This window comes from Pararhizobium sp. LjRoot255, assembly GCF_964252905.1.
GTDB lineage: Bacteria > Pseudomonadota > Alphaproteobacteria > Rhizobiales > Rhizobiaceae > Pararhizobium.
The window spans coordinates 628,628-644,009 of the sequence record NZ_CAXUPQ020000001.1; the positions used below are offsets into that span (position 1 = coordinate 628,628).

Below are 15,382 nucleotides of genomic sequence, written 5' to 3' on the forward strand. Positions count from 1 at the left end.
GTTCTGGACCGCCGGTCTGGCGGACATTTCTGCCTTGCGACGGCCGCTTTAAGCGCCATCACCGTTATTTTCGCCGCCCTTGCCCCGCCGATCCGCGGGATGGGGCGCTGCCACCATGCCCGCCGAACGCAGCACGTTCAGCACACCGGCACAAAAACCAAGGAGGAGGAGTACGATCATCCCCCACGGCCCTGTACCCGCAAAATGATCCAAAAGATAGCCCAGAAGTGCACCGACGATGATGGCCGCCACAAATTCGCTCGAAAGCTTCACTGCGACCTGATAGCCCCTGCGGTTCTCCGCCGCCCGCGCCTCGTCCGCAGCATACTTCGGATCTTCCTTGCGCTTTTCCGACAGTTCCGAACCGAGGCGTTTCAGCCGTTCTTCCAGACCTTCTTTCCGGTCGTCCGTCATGTGGCACCCTCCTTTTTGTTTCCGCTCGCGGCGATAAACCGTGAGCTTGGTCACACAAAGGCCGGATTTGAAGCCACGTTTCGGCCCGTTTGAAGTCGGCCGCAACATAGTTTTAGGTGCCCCTATAGTCAAGGCACCAAAGGCCCTTGTTAGGGCACAATATTATCACATAAAAACAATATCTTATACAATTTCCGGGGAGCTGGCGCGGGAATCACGGAGAATCACGACGCCTTCACGAGAAACGGGAATGGCCGCGCTTGGCCGGCATTGCCGCTCCAGACGATTTCAGCTCCAGCCGCCGCCATAGGTGCGGTAGAAGATGTGCTTGCCGATCTTGGCGACCCGTTTCATCGTCGGCCCCCAGTCGGGCTTCACATAGGTGGCGTGGTAGTGCGTGGCGGAGCCAACCTCCGGAAACCAGATCTTGCCGGCCGTAACTGCAAGGGCGATCTCCCTGGCCGTCTGCCAGTGCGAGCGCGACCAGACGATGTCGGGGATACGGTCGCAGGCGAACGAGAACTGGCAGCGGTTGTACCAGCCCTTGTTCTGATAGACGACCTCACAGATCGTATCCGGATAGGCCGGGTTGCGGACGCGATTGAGAATGACCTGCGCGACGGCCGCCTGGCCTTTGACCGATTCGCCGCGGGATTCGAAATAGATGCCCGAGGTCAGGCATTTCTGCTCGGCTTCCGAAAACACCCAGGCCGGCAGCGGATTGGCCGCCCAGGCATGGTCTTGCGGCGATATATCGGGAATGAAGCGGCCGCCGGTCTTATCGTCACGCAGGATCGAATCGAACGGCGACTGGCGGGCATAATCCGGCTCGGCCGGTGCATAGGCGGTCGCAAGCACGTCCGCCGCCTGGTTGGTCACCAGGCTTGCCAGCATCGGCGAAATGGCGGGGTCCCGCTTCGGCGCCTTCTTCTTGTAAAAAGCCGTGGCGATCTCGATTTCCTTGCCCTTGATCCTGGGCTTGGAAAACACCATGCGCGCCTCGATGTCGAAGAGCGGGGCCGTCAGCGAACTGGTGCGCTGCAGGATCGAGCCTGCGGTAAAATCCTTCGGCGGCGTCACCGGCGCCACGGCGACGATACGACCTTTCTTGTCCTTGCGGTTCACCCGCTCCTCGTCCGTGCGCGGGTCGGCCTGCTTCTCGGCCGCCGTCAGCGACACCTGCCCGCCGCCCGGCATGGCGATCCCTGCCCCGTCTGCAATCGCGCCGGTGGTGACCGGGTCGTTGAACACCATCTCCACTTCGTGTAGTGAACCTGCCGGCGAGCGGGTCATGTACATGCGCCAGCGTTCGCCGCCGCGATTGATGCCGGAGAGAAAGGTCGCGAGATCCGAATGGGCCGAGACCGAAGGGAAGCCGACGAAAAGACCGATGCCGAGGATCAAGGGGGCGGTCCAGCGCGCAGGCGTCAAACGGAACTTCATACTCATACGGACCATCCCTGCTCCACGCACCGGCAGACACGGGTCTTCATCCGGCAAAACGGCTCCGGAACGCATTTCCCCGCGAATGTGAATCGGACAAGCGGCAGGCCGGCACTACAGCGCCGCGCGTCAAACCTGACGCGCGAAGGACGCTGTAGCGCTTTGAAACTGCTGCATAATTTTATCCTTAGATCGATTCCGATTTAAGGAATTATGCAGTAGTCCGCGCCTTTGCCGCTTCAACATGGTTCGACAATGAAGCATTAACCTTGATGCTTGGTTAATGACGGCCGCCGGGAATTTGGGGAATGGAACGCAAAAACGCCTCCCGCGGCGCTCTGGCCGCAGGAGGCGTTCGCGTCGATGCAGCCGGTCAGATGATGACGTGCGAACCCAGTTCCACCACACGGTTGGTCGGCAGGCGGAAATAGTCGGAGGGATCGATTGCGGCGTTGGCAAGCGCGATGAACAGTTTGTCCTGCCAGTAAGGCATGCCGGACTGCGCATCCGGCACCAGCTTGCGCCGTCCGAGATAGAACGAGGTCGACATGATATCGAACTTCAGGCCGGTCTTGCGGAACAGGCCGAGCGCCTGCGAGACGTTTTGAGTTTCCATAAAACCGAAATGCATTTCCAGGAGGCTGAAGCGCTCGGAAATGCTGCTGGCCGAGACGCGCTGGTCCTTCGGCACGACCGGGACGCTCGCCGTGCGGATCGTCAGGATGAAGTTCTGCGCATGGAGGACGTGGTTGTGCTTGATGTTGTGCAGCAACGCGGCCGGAGTCGATTCCGGGTCGCTGGTCAGGAAGACGGCAGTGCCGGGCACGGAGACCGGCGCGTGCTCGCTCTTGCGCTCGATCGATTTCACGAAGGCCAAAAGCGGAATGTCGGTATGGCGCGTCTTGTCGTGCAGGAGTTTGGTGCCCCGCTTCCAGGTCCACATCAGAACGATGAAGGTGACAGCAATCAATATCGGCACATAACCGCCATCATGAATTTTCAGAAGATTAGCACCAAGGAATACCAGTTCCAGCGAAAGGAGCGGCAGAAGGACCAGGCAGGCTGCATAGAGCGGCCAACGCCAGTGCAGACGAACGAATTCGAAGGCGAGCATCGTCGTCACGACCATCGCGCCGGTGACGGAGACACCATAGGCGGTGGCGAGCGATTCCGACGAGCCGAACATGAAGACCAGCGTCATCACGCCGAACAGAAGCAGCGTATTGACGTTGGGAAGATAAATCTGGCCCGTCTGGGTCTCGGAGGTGTGGAAGATCGCCATGCGCGGCAGGAAGCCGAGATGGATCGCCTGGCGCGTCAGCGAGAAGGCGCCGGTAATGACCGCCTGGCTGGCGATGATCGTGGCTGCCGTCGCAAGAATGACCACCGGCAGCAGCGCCCATTCCGGAAACATCAGGAAGAACGGATCAGACATGGTTGCCGGATGCTTCAGCACAAGCGCGCCCTGCCCGAGATAGTTGAGCGCCAGCGCCGGAAAGACCAGACAAATCCAGGCCCACTGGATCGGCTTGCGGCCGAAATGGCCGAGGTCCGCATAAAGTGCCTCGGCGCCCGTCACCGTCAGGAATACCGCGCCGAGGACGACGATGCCGACAAAGCCGGCGTGAAACAGGAAGTAGACAGCGTAGTAGGGATTGAAGGCAGACAGAATGCCGAAATCGTCACGGATGTGATCGATCCCGGCAGCGGCTATGACCAGGAACCAAACAACGGTAATGGGCCCAAAGAAGTTCGATACGGCTGCCGTGCCTTTCGACTGGACCGCGAAAAGCACCACAAGGATGACCACGGAAATCGGCACCACATATTCGGTCAGCGCCGGCGTAACCAGTTTCAGGCCTTCCACAGCCGACAGCACTGATAGAGCCGGCGTGATCATCGCGTCACCGATGAAGAGAGCAGCGCCAGCGATCCCCATGAAGAAAAGCCGGGATGCATGGCCGTTGGCTGTTTTCATCAACAGAGCAAGCAGCGACAGCGTTCCGCCCTCACCCTGGTTGTCGGCGCGCAGCAGGAACAACACATATTTCAACGTGACGATGATCGTCAGCGTCCAGATCATCAGCGAGATCAGGCCGATCACCTCGAAGCGGGTGACGCCGTCGGCCGCGACCGGGCGCAACGCTTCCCGGAAGGCGTAGAGCGGGCTGGTGCCGATATCGCCGTAGACAACGCCGACCGAACCGAGCGCGAGCAACAGAAATTTGCGCAATTCCTTTTCGCCGCTTGCAGGTTGAGCTACCGAATGGGACATATGAATTCCTCAGGCTCCTAGAGCCAGCCTTTCCAGCGAAAGAAGTAGTAGGGCACAATTGCGGAAATCACCATGGCGACGACCGCCATCGGATAACCGAAGGTCCATTGCAGTTCGGGCATGACATCGAAATTCATGCCGTACATCGAGGCAACCAGGGTCGGCGGCAGAAAGACAACGGCCGCGATCGAGAAAATCTTGATGATGGCGTTCTGCTCGACATTGATGAGGCCGAGAGAGGCATCGAGCAGGAAGGTGATGTTTCCCGAGACGAAGGAGGCGTGTTCCGACAGGGATTGGATGTCGCGCGAAATGGCGCGGCAGAGTTCCTTGGCTTCCCGGTTTTCCTGCACGGAGGGGACCGTATAGAGAAATGTCAGAACGCGGGAGAGAGAGATCAAGCTGTCACGCGTCTTTGCCACCAGTCGGTGATGCGAGGCGACGTCCATCAACCTGGCTTCGAGATAGTGGGGCGGGCGGCGTTGTCCGACAGGACGATCGCCAAAAACCTGCAGCGACAAGGCATCAATTTTCGCAACCGCAGTCTCGAGGATCTCCGCCGTGCGATCGGTGATGGTTTCGAAGAGGCGCGTCGCCAGGATCGTCCCCGTCGCACAGCCGCCGGGGATCCGGTGCATCGCAGCCGTGAACAGGTCGAACGCCCTCGGTTCCTCGTAACGGACCGTGATCAGCATCCCCCGCGCCAGGACGAAGGCGACATCCGTCAATTCCGGACGGCCGCTGTCGGCCTTGCAGATGAGTGACGCCGTCATGAACACAGCATCCTTTGCCGTGTAGAGGCGGCTGGAAGGTTCGATGTCCTTCATGTCCTCGCGTGTCGGCACCTCGATGCCGAGGAAACTCTCGACCAGAAAATCCTCCGCCTTGTCCGGACGCAGCATGTCGATCCAGACGATATCGGACGGCAGGGAAGCGGGTGGCTTCACCGCGCTCACCACAACGGCTTCGCCATTGTCACGATAGGCAGTGATCATTCCACCGCCCTTGCAAGCGCGCCATCGCGGCCGCCGCAATTGACCAACACACGGTCGTGCGCACGGAAGGAGATCAGGTCCTGACTGTGGCGAACCGGACAAACCCGGCGGTATGACATCAAAGCTGCGCGCGGCAGATCCATATGGAAACTCTCGTCGTTTACGACAAAACCTCAAACGGTCATCATGGTCATGCGGAGCCCGACGGAGGGCAGCGCCGCTGGCACATCCTTGCGGACGCGGGGAGGCATATGGAACAAGGCACATTCAAAATCAATGGAGAAAGTGGCAAAGCGCCACATTGTCGCCCAAAGACTTAATGACGCTAGCCGATCGATAGCCATTTGTCACCGCGGATGCGGCGCATTTCCGAAATGCAATGCATGCATAGCGAGGTAGCGGTTCCAGCGCCGCGCGTCAAATATGACGCGCAAAGGACGCTGTAACATTAAGTCTGCTGCATAATATCCTTAAATCCCGATTGAAGGAATTATTCAGTAGCCTACTCGAAGACGATGTTGGGCATGGCGCGCGACGTGTCGGCCTTCTGCGCCAAGATCTGATCCCAGACTTTTCGAGCGATCTCGCGGTAGACCCGGGTAATCTCGCTGTCCGGCTCGGAGGCGACCACCGGCGTGCCGGCGTCGGAGGTTTCGCGGATGCCGATCGTCAGCGGCACTTCGCCGAGGAACGGCACGCCGATACGCTCGGCCTCCTTGCGGGCGCCGCCATGTCCGAAGATGTCATAGCGGTTGCCGGTATCGGGCGCGATGAAATAGCTCATGTTCTCGACGATGCCGAACACCGGCACCTCGACCTTGCGGAACATCGCGAGCCCCTTGCGGGCATCGACCAGCGCCAGGTCCTGCGGTGTCGAGACGATGACGGCGCCGGCGAGCGGCACCTGCTGGGCCATGGTCAGCTGTGCGTCGCCGGTGCCCGGCGGCATATCGACAACGAGCACGTCGAGATCGCCCCAGGCCACTTCGCGCAGCATTTGCAGCAGTGCCGACTGGATCATCGGCCCGCGCCAGATCATCGCGACCTCCTCGTCGACGAGGAAGCCCATCGACATGACCTTCAGGCCGTAATTTTCCATCGGCCGGATCATGCGGCCCTCGATCTGCTGCGGACGGCCGGAAATCTTCAGGAGGCGCGGCATGGACGGGCCGTAGATATCGGCATCGAGAATGCCAACGCGCAGACCGTTGGCTTTCAGCGCCAAGGCCAGGTTGACCGAGGTCGTCGATTTGCCGACGCCGCCCTTGCCTGACGCGACAGCGATGATCGCGCCGACGCCCGGAATGCCGGCCTTGGCCGGGCGCTGTCCCGAAGGTGCCGGATGCGCATGCTCCGCATGGGAATGTCCAGCACGCGCCGGCGCAGCGGCGGGCCTCTGCACCGGCGCGGAGGAGGGCGTAGCCTTCCTGTCGGCGGTTAGCGCCACCATGGCGCCTTTGACGCCGGGGATTTCCTTGACCACACGCTCGGCGGCGGCGCGCAGGGGATCGAGTTCGCGCGCGCGTTCAGCCGGTACGGTGATCGAGAAATAGACTTTGGAGTCGGAGATAAAGACGTCGGAGACGAGCCCCAAATCGACGATATTGCCGTCCATATCCGGCCCGAGCACACCCTTCAATTTCTCGAGGACCTGTTCCTTGGTGACGTCTGCCATCTCATTCACTCCTGCCGCCGGCGCGGCTGGTCTGCCTGCCGCCTGTTTTCAACCGTGATGCGTGACATTTAGATAGTCGAGCGGGAGTGTTTCGCCAATGCGGTCACCGAGAAAAACAGGCTGCAAAGCAAAAGCCGCTTCCGGCCGTGTGGTGTCCGTACATCCGGGATCACCTCAGGCTGAAAGCGGCCTTGTTTGTCGCGACCTTCATGGGCGCAGTTTTATTATTGCAGTCCCCTCTGGACCTGTTTCTTAGAAAGCAGGAACCGTGCCAGTTTGAGAAAATCCCTGAAATGCAACGGTTCGCGACATGGATTGCTGCAGCGCACCATCCGAGCCGCATAGTTATTGTGCAAATGCGTTGCGTTCCTGCCGGATTGCCGAATTTTAGGACAAGGCGGTTGCAGATATCGTCCAACCGTTCGCCCGGACAACCGCACCTGCGCGCGTCGACGCCGGAAATCCATCGCATGAGATCAGCTGATGTAGCCCTTCTTCATCGCCTTGACGACGGCCTGGGTACGGTTGACGGCGTCGAGCTTCTTGCTGACATGGTTGAGATAGTGATTAACGGTGTGCTCGGACAATCCGAGAATTCCGGCGATCTCCGAACTGGTCTTGCCCGCCGCCGTCCAGTTGAGGCATTGGATCTCTCGCTCCGACAGGGCGACGCTGGGGTCTTTCCAGAACGAGCCGATCTCCGTCAAACGGTTATAGACATGGATAGCGATCATCTGCAGTTCCATCATCGCCGTCATCGGCAGATCGACGCGTTTTCCCATCCAAATGACAGTGGCGCGGCTGCCGTCAGCGTCGTGAACCGGGAAATAGTTGGCCTGGAAGATCCCGTGCTCCCGCAGCATCGCGATGTATTCGTTTGTCTGCGCTGGCCTACCGCTCTCCCTCTCCCAATCCTCGACCGTCAACTGAAACGGCGTCGTGGTTTCGCGCAACCGGCGGATGCCTGTTGAATGCTTGAGGACGGAGATGCTGTCGTACTTGCTCATCAAGTCTGCCGGCATATTCGACAGGATGGAGGCGCTGGCCAGTTTCTCCGCGTCGAAAGAGGGCACCATGCAAACGAGGAACGTCTTGAAGCCGAAAGCCTGGGTCGTTCTCTTCATATAGCGGATCGCGTCGAACTGCGTTTCCAGCGCAGCGATCTCGGATGCGAAATCGCCGCCACGCGGCTGCTCGTTTTCCACCGGCTCCGCCATCACGTTGTCACGCATTCACAGTCTCCACCGCACCGTCGGGTGCATTGCGTGTCGACCGGTCGTCCGCTGTGCCTGTCGTGCGCTCCACCCACCATGCCGGTTTTCCTGCTCGTATCCATATGCATTTTCTCAGTTGATCAGTCCGGCGCGGATCGCCTTCGCCACAGTCTGCACACGATTGACGGAATCAAGCTTGCGGGTTGCACGGCTCAGATAGTGATTGACGGTATATTCGGAGAGATCCAGAATTTTTGCCATTTCCGTGGTGGTCTTGCCTGCAGCTGCCCAGTGCAGGCATTCGATCTCGCGGCGCGACAAGCCTCCGGGTGCCCGGTTGCGGATTCCCCGCAACTCGCTGAGGCGGCTGAACAGATAAGCGGCGGCGAAGGTCAGTTCTTTCAATTCGCCCGCGCCGACCACCTCGCGGTCGCCGCCGAAACCGACGGCGCCGCAGGTTCCGTGCACATCGTGAACCGGGATGTAGACCCCACGCCGGAGCTGGGCGCGTTCGAACAGGCCTTGCACGGCATCGCCCTTGCCGTCCGGGCGCCGGCGAGACTCCAACTCCGTATCATAGGTGAATGGAATGGTGCTGCGGCGCAGCCGCTTGATCACCGGGCTGCCGGCCATCAGGCTGGCGGCATCGTAGCTGGCCAGGAAATCGTTCGGCCAATTGGTCATGACCACCGATTCCGACAGCCTGCTGGAACTCTTGGCCGGAACGATCATGACCACAAATCCATGAAATCCGTAAGCGTCCGTGACCTGCTCCAGCGCCTGGCGGACATCTGCTTCCCGCTTCATTGTTCCAGCAATCCGCGGATCGGCGGAGAGCGCGACGGATGAGAGATGCCCCCTGAAATCGACCATTTTCACTCTTCCAGACTCGCGGCCTTTCGGCTCGACGTTCGTAAGAAACCAATCCGCTGCCGCTGCGTTCGTTTACCGGGCGATCCCGGTGAAGCCATTTCGAAGCGGCAATCGAACGTCAGCAAGCACCGAATCTGATTTGTTGAAGCTACAACTCCGCTTTCCCTGCGTCCAGCCGATTTGCCTAATTTAAACGAACAGGGATAATCGACACTACCGCCCCGGTCCCAGACGAACCTCCACATCTTCACGAATGGCCATCGCCGCCTGCCGGACAAGATAGGCCCAGATCTCAAGTTGTTCCATCGTTACCCGGTAAGCCGGCCCCGTCACGGAAATGCCGCCGACGAGATCGAAACCGGCATCGTGGATAGGCGCGGCAACACAGCGAATTTCCGTTTCATGTTCTTCGCGATCAAAGGCATAGCCCTGCAGCCGCGCCTCGTCCAGATCACGTTTCAAGGAAGCAACGGAAAGGTGGGTATTGGCGGTAAAGCGATGAAATGTCAGCTTGTCCAGCGTCTCGGCGAGGCGATCTTGCGGCAGTACGGAGAGAGCCGCCTTGCCAAGCCCGGTGCAATAAACGGGTGATGCATTGCCGATCTGTGATTCCATCCGAACCGTCTGGCGGCTCTCGACCTTGTCGACATAGATGATTTCCGTGCCGCGCAGGACGCCCAAATGAACCGTCTCGCCAGTTTCCTCGTGCAGCTTACGCAGATGCGGCGCCGCGACCGCCCGGAACTGGTTCTTCGACCAGGACCGGTAGGCGAATTTCAACAGCCGCAGGCCCGGCTCGTAGCAGAGGTCGCGGCCCTGGATGAGAAGTCCCTCCTCGACCAGATGCGAGAGCTGGCGATGCAGCGTGCCGCGCGGCTGGTCACACAAGGCGAGGATTTCGCTGAACCGAAGCGGCCGGTCCGAACTTACCACGACCTCAAGCACGGACAGAGCCTTGCCCAGCGTGCCGGTGCCGCTATTCTCAGTCCCTGGAGGAGAGCCTTCGCGATCCATGATTTCCGTTTCGTTCACCGGCCGCCGCCGGCGCGATCTTGACAAGCGATCAGCGACGGCGATAATTCCAAATAATAAGAGTATGTTCCACATAATGGAACGACATGGATGCAAATGCAAGCCGGTTTTCGGGATGCGGCGCATCAGGGAGAGTGACACACAATGGCCTTGCCAGCCGCACAGTTTCCCGACCTCAAGGGTCGCGGCGTCCTGATCACCGGCGGCGGCTCGGGCATCGGCGCCGCCCTTGTCGAGGGCTTTGCCCGGCAAGGTGCCCGGGTCGCCTTCGTCGACATTGCCGAAGCGGAAAGCCGGGCGCTGGTGGAGCAGCTCGCTCCGGTTGTCGCGCACGCTCCGGTTTTCATTCGGGCCGATCTTCGAGACGCGCAGGCTCTCGCCTCCATTGTCGATCAAGCCGCTGAAACGGTTGGCTCACTCAGCGTTCTCGTCAACAACGCCGCGCGTGATGACCGGCAGCCGCTGGAGGATGTCACGGAAGCAAGCTGGGATGAAAGCCTGGCCGTCAACCTGCGGCACGTCTTCTTCATGAGCCAGGCAGCAGTGCCGCATATGCGCCGGGCGGGCGGCGGTTCGATCATCAATTTCTCGTCGATCGCCTTCATGCTCAACATGGGCGAGATTCCGGCCTATGCGACGGCCAAGGCCGGCATTGTCGGCCTGACCAAATCGCTTGCCGGCAAGCTCGGGCCGGAGGATATCCGCGTCAATGCCGTGCTGCCGGGCATGGTCGTGACCGAACGGCAGAAGAAGCTCTGGCTGGACGATGCCGCAATCTCCGGCATGCTGGAAAAACAATGCCTGAAGCACACGCTCGTTGCGGAGGATATGGTGGGGCCATGCCTTTACCTCGCCTCCGATTGCTCGGCGCGGATGACGGCACAGACGATGATCATTGACGGGGGCGTATTTTAATGACGGCAGCTTGCTATGCGGCGGTGGACTGGGGGACATCGAGCTTCCGCCTGTGGATCGTCAGCGAGAGCGGCGAAGTCTTGGCCGAGCGCCGCAGCGGCGAAGGCATGACGACGGCGGCAAAGACCGGCTTCTCGCCGATCCTCGAAACGCATCTCGCCGCCGTCTCGGCACCGCCGCACCTGCCTGTGGTCATCTGCGGCATGGCCGGGGCACGTCAGGGCTGGGTCGAAGCGGGCTATCTCGATACCCCGGCACCCTTGACCGGCATCGTCAAGGCGGCGGTGACGGTGACGGACGCCAATCGCGATATCCGCATCCTGCCGGGACTTGCCCAACGCAGCGAGGCCGCACCCGACGTGATGCGCGGCGAGGAAACGCAACTGCTCGGCGCAATATCGCGGCTCGGAAGCGGCAGCCATCTCGTCTGCATGCCCGGAACGCACAGCAAATGGGTGCGCGTCACCGGCGGTATCGTCGACGGGTTCTCGACCTTCATGACCGGCGAACTGTTCGACGTGATCTCCAAACATTCGATCCTCAGTCACGCGGTTGCCGATGGCGGCTCTTCTGAAGCCGATGATCCCGTGTTTCTGGGTGCTGTCACAACAGCCGCGAAAAGCCCGGCGCTCGCCACCAACCTGGTGTTTACCGTGCGCAGCGGCCAGTTGCTGCACGGTCTGAGCGCCAGGGCCGCCAAGGCGCGGCTCTCCGGCACATTGATCGGCCTTGAAATTGCCGGCGCGCTCTCGACCGCGAGACCCGGCAGCAGCGTCTGTCTTGTCGCCTCCGGGGCGCTTGCGGGGCTTTATCACTCCGCCCTGTCGGCCCTCGACCTCAAACCCGTCATCATCGATGCCGATGAAGCCGTTCGCCATGGCCTTGCCGCTGCGGCCAACGCCATCTGGCCTGCCTGAAGAAAGAGACGTCATGCACCGCATCCCCTTCCCGCAGATGAAATATCCGTTGATCGCCATCCTGCGCGGGCTGAAGCCCGAGGAAACGCAGGGCGTCGTCGGCGCCCTGATCGAGGCAGGGTTCACCGCTATCGAGATCCCGCTCAATTCGCCCGATCCGTTCCGGTCGATCGAGACCGCCGTGAAGATGGCGCCGGCAGGCTGCCTGATCGGCGCGGGCACGGTGCTGACCACCGAGCAGGTTGAACGGCTGGACGGCGTCGGCGGCAGGCTGATGGTAAGCCCGAATGTCGAAACGGACGTGATTGCGCTGGCCGCCGCCCGCGGCATGGTCACCATGCCCGGCGTCTTCACCCCGACCGAAGCGCTGGCGGCCGCCCATGCCGGGGCGACGGGGCTCAAGTTCTTTCCCGCCAGCGTGCTTGGGCCCTCGGGCATTTCGGCGATCCGCGCCGTGCTGCCGCCGGAACTGGAAATCGCCGCCGTGGGCGGTGTTTCGGAGGCCAATTTCGCCGACTACGCCAAGATCGGCGTCAAAAGTTTCGGCCTCGGCTCCAGCCTCTACAAGGCAGGGATGGATGCCACTGAGGTCACCAAGCGTGCACAGGCGACGATCAAGGCCTATGATGCCGTCTATGGAGCGTGACCATGACAGAGACGATCGCCTTTTCCGGTAAAACCCTGTGCGGCGAAACGCTTGAACTCGGCGAAGGACCGACCTTCGATCCGGCCACCGGCACCGCCTGGTGGTTCAACATCCGGGGCAAGGAGCTGCACGCCCTGCATCTCGAAAGCGGCCGCAAGACGGTTCATCCCCTTCCTTTCATGGGCAGCGTGATGGCCATCATCGACCCTGAGCAGCAGCTCATCGCGTCGGATCAAGGGCTGTTCATTCGCAACACGCAAACGGGGGCTTTCAAGGCCTACGGGACCCTTGAAGACAACCCGGAAAACCGTTCCAACGACGGCCGCATGCATCCGTCGGGAAGCCTCTGGGCCAGCACGATGGGAAGGCGCGCGGAAAAAGGCGCCGGCGCGATCTATCATGTCGCCAAAGGCACCGTGACCAAGCTCTACAGCAATATCAGCATCCCGAACGGCATCTGCTTTTCGCCGGACGGCTCAACGGGATATTTCGTCGATTCGGCGGTCAATCACATCATGAAAGTGGCTCTCGACCCTGAAACCGGACAGCCGACCGGCGATGCTTCCGTGCTCAGCGACCAAAGCGGCAATCCCGGCGATGTCGACGGATCCGTCTGCGATGCCGACGGTCTGATCTGGAATGCCCGCTGGGGCCAGGGCGCCGTCGATGTCTACAAGCCGGACGGCACGAAGATCGCGCGCTACGCCGTGCCGGCAAAGCAATCGAGCTGCCCGGCGTTCATCGGTGCCAAGGCCGACCGCCTGCTGGTGACGTCCGCCTGGCAGGACATGGACGCCGAGGCCCGCGCCGCCGACCCGAACGCCGGCCAGACCTTCGAACTCGGCGTCTCGGTCAAGGGCCGTTTCGAACCTATCTACCGGCTCTGACCGGCCGCGCGGAGCCGGCTCACAGGCATCGCGGCTAAAAAGTATTCCAATTGACTCCAGGCAAGGATACCTGACCCAAGGGAGTGCTCCGATGAGCGACAACAAGAAAAAAGAGCTGAGAAGCCGGCACTGGTACGGCGGGACCGACAAGGACGGTTTCATTCATCGTTCGTGGATGAAGAACCAGGGTTTTCCGGATCACGTCTTTGACGGGCGGCCGATCATCGGCATCTGTAACACCTGGTCGGAACTGACGCCCTGCAACAGCCACCTGCGCATCCTGGCCGAAGGCGTCAAGCGCGGCGTCTGGGAAGCCGGTGGCTTTCCGCTCGAGTTCCCGGTCTCCTCGCTCGGCGAGACGCAGATGCGGCCAACGGCGATGCTGTTCCGCAACCTGCTTGCCATGGATGTCGAGGAGGCGATCCGCGCCTATGGCATCGACGGCGTCGTGCTGCTCGGCGGCTGCGACAAGACCACGCCCGGCCAACTGATGGGTGCGGCCTCGGTCGACCTGCCGACCATCGTCGTTTCCTCCGGCCCGATGCTGAACGGCAAGTGGAAGGGCAAGGACATCGGCTCGGGCACCGACGTCTGGAGGTTCTCCGAGGACGTGCGCGGCGGCAAGATGAGCGTGCAGGAATTCATGGCGGCCGAAAGCGGCATGTCGCGCTCGGCCGGCGTCTGCATGACCATGGGCACCGCGACCACGATGGCGTCAGTCGTCGAGGCCATGGGTCTTTCGCTGCCGACCAACGCGGCGCTTCCCGCGGTCGACGCACGCCGCATGGCGCTTTCGCACATGACTGGCAAGCGCATCGTGCAGATGGTGCATGAGGACCTGCGCCTGTCGAAGGTGCTGACCAGGAAGAATTTCGAAAACGGCATCATCGCCAATGCCGCCGTCGGCGGTTCGACCAATGCGGTCGTGCATCTTCTCGCCATCGCCGGCCGCGCCGGTGTCGACCTGACGCTCGAGGATTTCGACCGCGTCGGCGGCCAGATCCCCTGCATCGTCAACTGTATGCCGTCGGGCAAGTATCTCATCGAGGATCTTGCCTATGCCGGCGGCCTGCCCGCTGTCATGAACCGCATTCAGGACATGATGCATGCCGACGCCCCGACCGTCATGGGCGCGCCGATCTCCGGTTACTGGAAGGACGCCGAAGTCTACAACGACGACGTCATCCGCCCGCTCGACAACCCGCTCCGCAAGGCCGCCGGCATCCGCGTGCTCAAGGGCAACCTTGCGCCCAACGGCGCCGTCATCAAGCCGTCTGCCGCGAGCGAGCATCTGCTTGCGCACGAGGGCCCGGCCTATGTGTTCGAGACCATCGAGGATCTGAAGGCGAAGATCGACGACCCGGACCTGCCGGTGACCGAGGACACGATCCTGGTGCTCAAGGGCTGCGGCCCGAAGGGTTATCCGGGCATGGCGGAAGTCGGCAACATGCCGATCCCGCGCCGGCTCGTGGAAAAGGGCGTGCGCGACATGGTCCGCATTTCCGACGCCCGCATGTCCGGCACCGCCTTTGGGACCGTGGTGCTGCATGTCAGTCCCGAGGCCAATGCCGGCGGTCCGCTTGCCATCGTCAAGACCGGCGACCGCATCCGCCTTGATGCGATGAAGGGCGAGCTCAATCTCCTGATCAGCGAAGAAGAGTTCGCCTCGCGCATGGCCGCCTGGAAGGCGCCCCAGCAGAAATGGACGCGCGGCTACTACAAGCTCTACCACGACACCGTGCTGCAGGCCGACAAAGGCGCAGACTTGGACTTCCTGGTCGGGGCGAGCGGCAGCGAAGTCTTCCGCGAAAGCCACTGACCGGATCGGTTGAGCGAATATGAAGAGAGCCGGGGCATCGCCCGGCTTTTTTTACGGACTGAAACCGGCGCCGCGATGGGCCGTTCTTTCGGGAATCTCACCGCTTTTTCCTCGAAATCGCCTTCGCCCGGCAATAGTCTCCGCGAAGAGTTCCATCCCGCGTTGCATATTTTTTAAGGAACCACTGAACGCCTTGAACGTTTCCTTGATATCACCGGTGCGGCGGAAACGCTTTGGACCCCCGCGCCCTGATCGACAAGAAACGAAAAGGTAGGTT

13 protein-coding genes are annotated in these 15,382 nt (G+C 61.2%); 5 read left to right on the forward strand and 8 right to left on the reverse strand.

The window, feature by feature from the left end; translation table 11 throughout:
* Positions 1-48: 48 nt before the first annotated feature.
* The 8 genes from ACSQ2W_RS03235 to ACSQ2W_RS03270 all read right to left on the reverse strand — a co-directional run bounded on the left by ACSQ2W_RS03235 (position 49) and on the right by ACSQ2W_RS03270 (position 9,903).
* The gene (locus ACSQ2W_RS03235; protein WP_436084955.1) at positions 49-414 is read right to left on the reverse strand and encodes an AtpZ/AtpI family protein; all 366 of its coding nucleotides are present in this window, start codon (positions 412-414) and stop codon (positions 49-51) included.
* A 288-nt stretch (positions 415-702) separates the two neighbouring features.
* Entirely contained in the window at positions 703-1,863 is a 1,161-nt protein-coding gene (locus ACSQ2W_RS03240) for a cell wall hydrolase (RefSeq protein WP_436084956.1), read from the reverse strand.
* Positions 1,864-2,230: 367 nt separating this feature from the next.
* Complete coding sequence (locus ACSQ2W_RS03245; protein WP_436084957.1) at positions 2,231-4,132, reverse strand: potassium transporter Kup; 1,902 nt, start codon at positions 4,130-4,132, stop codon at positions 2,231-2,233.
* Positions 4,133-4,149: 17 nt separating this feature from the next.
* Positions 4,150-5,127, reverse strand: a complete 978-nt coding sequence (locus ACSQ2W_RS03250; RefSeq protein WP_436084958.1) for a magnesium transporter CorA family protein — start codon at positions 5,125-5,127, stop codon at positions 4,150-4,152.
* 502 nt (positions 5,128-5,629) lie between these two features.
* The gene (apbC, locus tag ACSQ2W_RS03255; RefSeq protein ID WP_436084959.1) at positions 5,630-6,802 is read right to left on the reverse strand and encodes an iron-sulfur cluster carrier protein ApbC; all 1,173 of its coding nucleotides are present in this window, start codon (positions 6,800-6,802) and stop codon (positions 5,630-5,632) included.
* A 476-nt stretch (positions 6,803-7,278) separates the two neighbouring features.
* Entirely contained in the window at positions 7,279-8,034 is a 756-nt protein-coding gene (locus tag ACSQ2W_RS03260) for a LuxR family transcriptional regulator (protein WP_436084960.1), read from the reverse strand.
* Positions 8,035-8,148: 114 nt separating this feature from the next.
* Complete coding sequence (locus tag ACSQ2W_RS03265) at positions 8,149-8,889, reverse strand: helix-turn-helix transcriptional regulator (protein ID WP_436084961.1); 741 nt, start codon at positions 8,887-8,889, stop codon at positions 8,149-8,151.
* 213 nt (positions 8,890-9,102) lie between these two features.
* Positions 9,103-9,903 carry an IclR family transcriptional regulator gene (locus tag ACSQ2W_RS03270; protein WP_436087664.1) on the reverse strand — a complete coding sequence of 267 codons (801 nt, stop codon included), beginning with the start codon at positions 9,901-9,903 and terminating at the stop codon, positions 9,103-9,105.
* 162 nt (positions 9,904-10,065) lie between these two features.
* Here ACSQ2W_RS03270 and ACSQ2W_RS03275 point away from each other — a divergent pair, with 162 nt between their 5' ends.
* The 5 genes from ACSQ2W_RS03275 to ACSQ2W_RS03295 all read left to right on the forward strand — a co-directional run bounded on the left by ACSQ2W_RS03275 (position 10,066) and on the right by ACSQ2W_RS03295 (position 15,105).
* Positions 10,066-10,836: an SDR family NAD(P)-dependent oxidoreductase gene (locus ACSQ2W_RS03275; RefSeq protein ID WP_436084962.1), complete on the forward strand. Its 771-nt coding sequence runs from the start codon at positions 10,066-10,068 to the stop codon at positions 10,834-10,836.
* Positions 10,836-11,753, forward strand: coding sequence for a 2-dehydro-3-deoxygalactonokinase (locus tag ACSQ2W_RS03280; protein WP_436084963.1), 918 nt, complete (start codon positions 10,836-10,838; stop codon positions 11,751-11,753). The genes ACSQ2W_RS03275 and ACSQ2W_RS03280 overlap by 1 nt, the downstream gene beginning before the upstream one ends.
* Before the next feature lie 13 nt (positions 11,754-11,766).
* Positions 11,767-12,399 carry a 2-dehydro-3-deoxy-6-phosphogalactonate aldolase gene (locus ACSQ2W_RS03285; protein WP_436084964.1) on the forward strand — a complete coding sequence of 211 codons (633 nt, stop codon included), beginning with the start codon at positions 11,767-11,769 and terminating at the stop codon, positions 12,397-12,399.
* Positions 12,400-12,401: 2 nt separating this feature from the next.
* Positions 12,402-13,286 carry an SMP-30/gluconolactonase/LRE family protein gene (locus ACSQ2W_RS03290; RefSeq protein ID WP_436084965.1) on the forward strand — a complete coding sequence of 295 codons (885 nt, stop codon included), beginning with the start codon at positions 12,402-12,404 and terminating at the stop codon, positions 13,284-13,286.
* 91 nt (positions 13,287-13,377) lie between these two features.
* Positions 13,378-15,105 (forward strand): IlvD/Edd family dehydratase, encoded by a 1,728-nt coding sequence (locus ACSQ2W_RS03295; protein WP_436084966.1) that lies wholly within the window; start codon positions 13,378-13,380, stop codon positions 15,103-15,105.
* Positions 15,106-15,382: the final 277 nt, after the last annotated feature.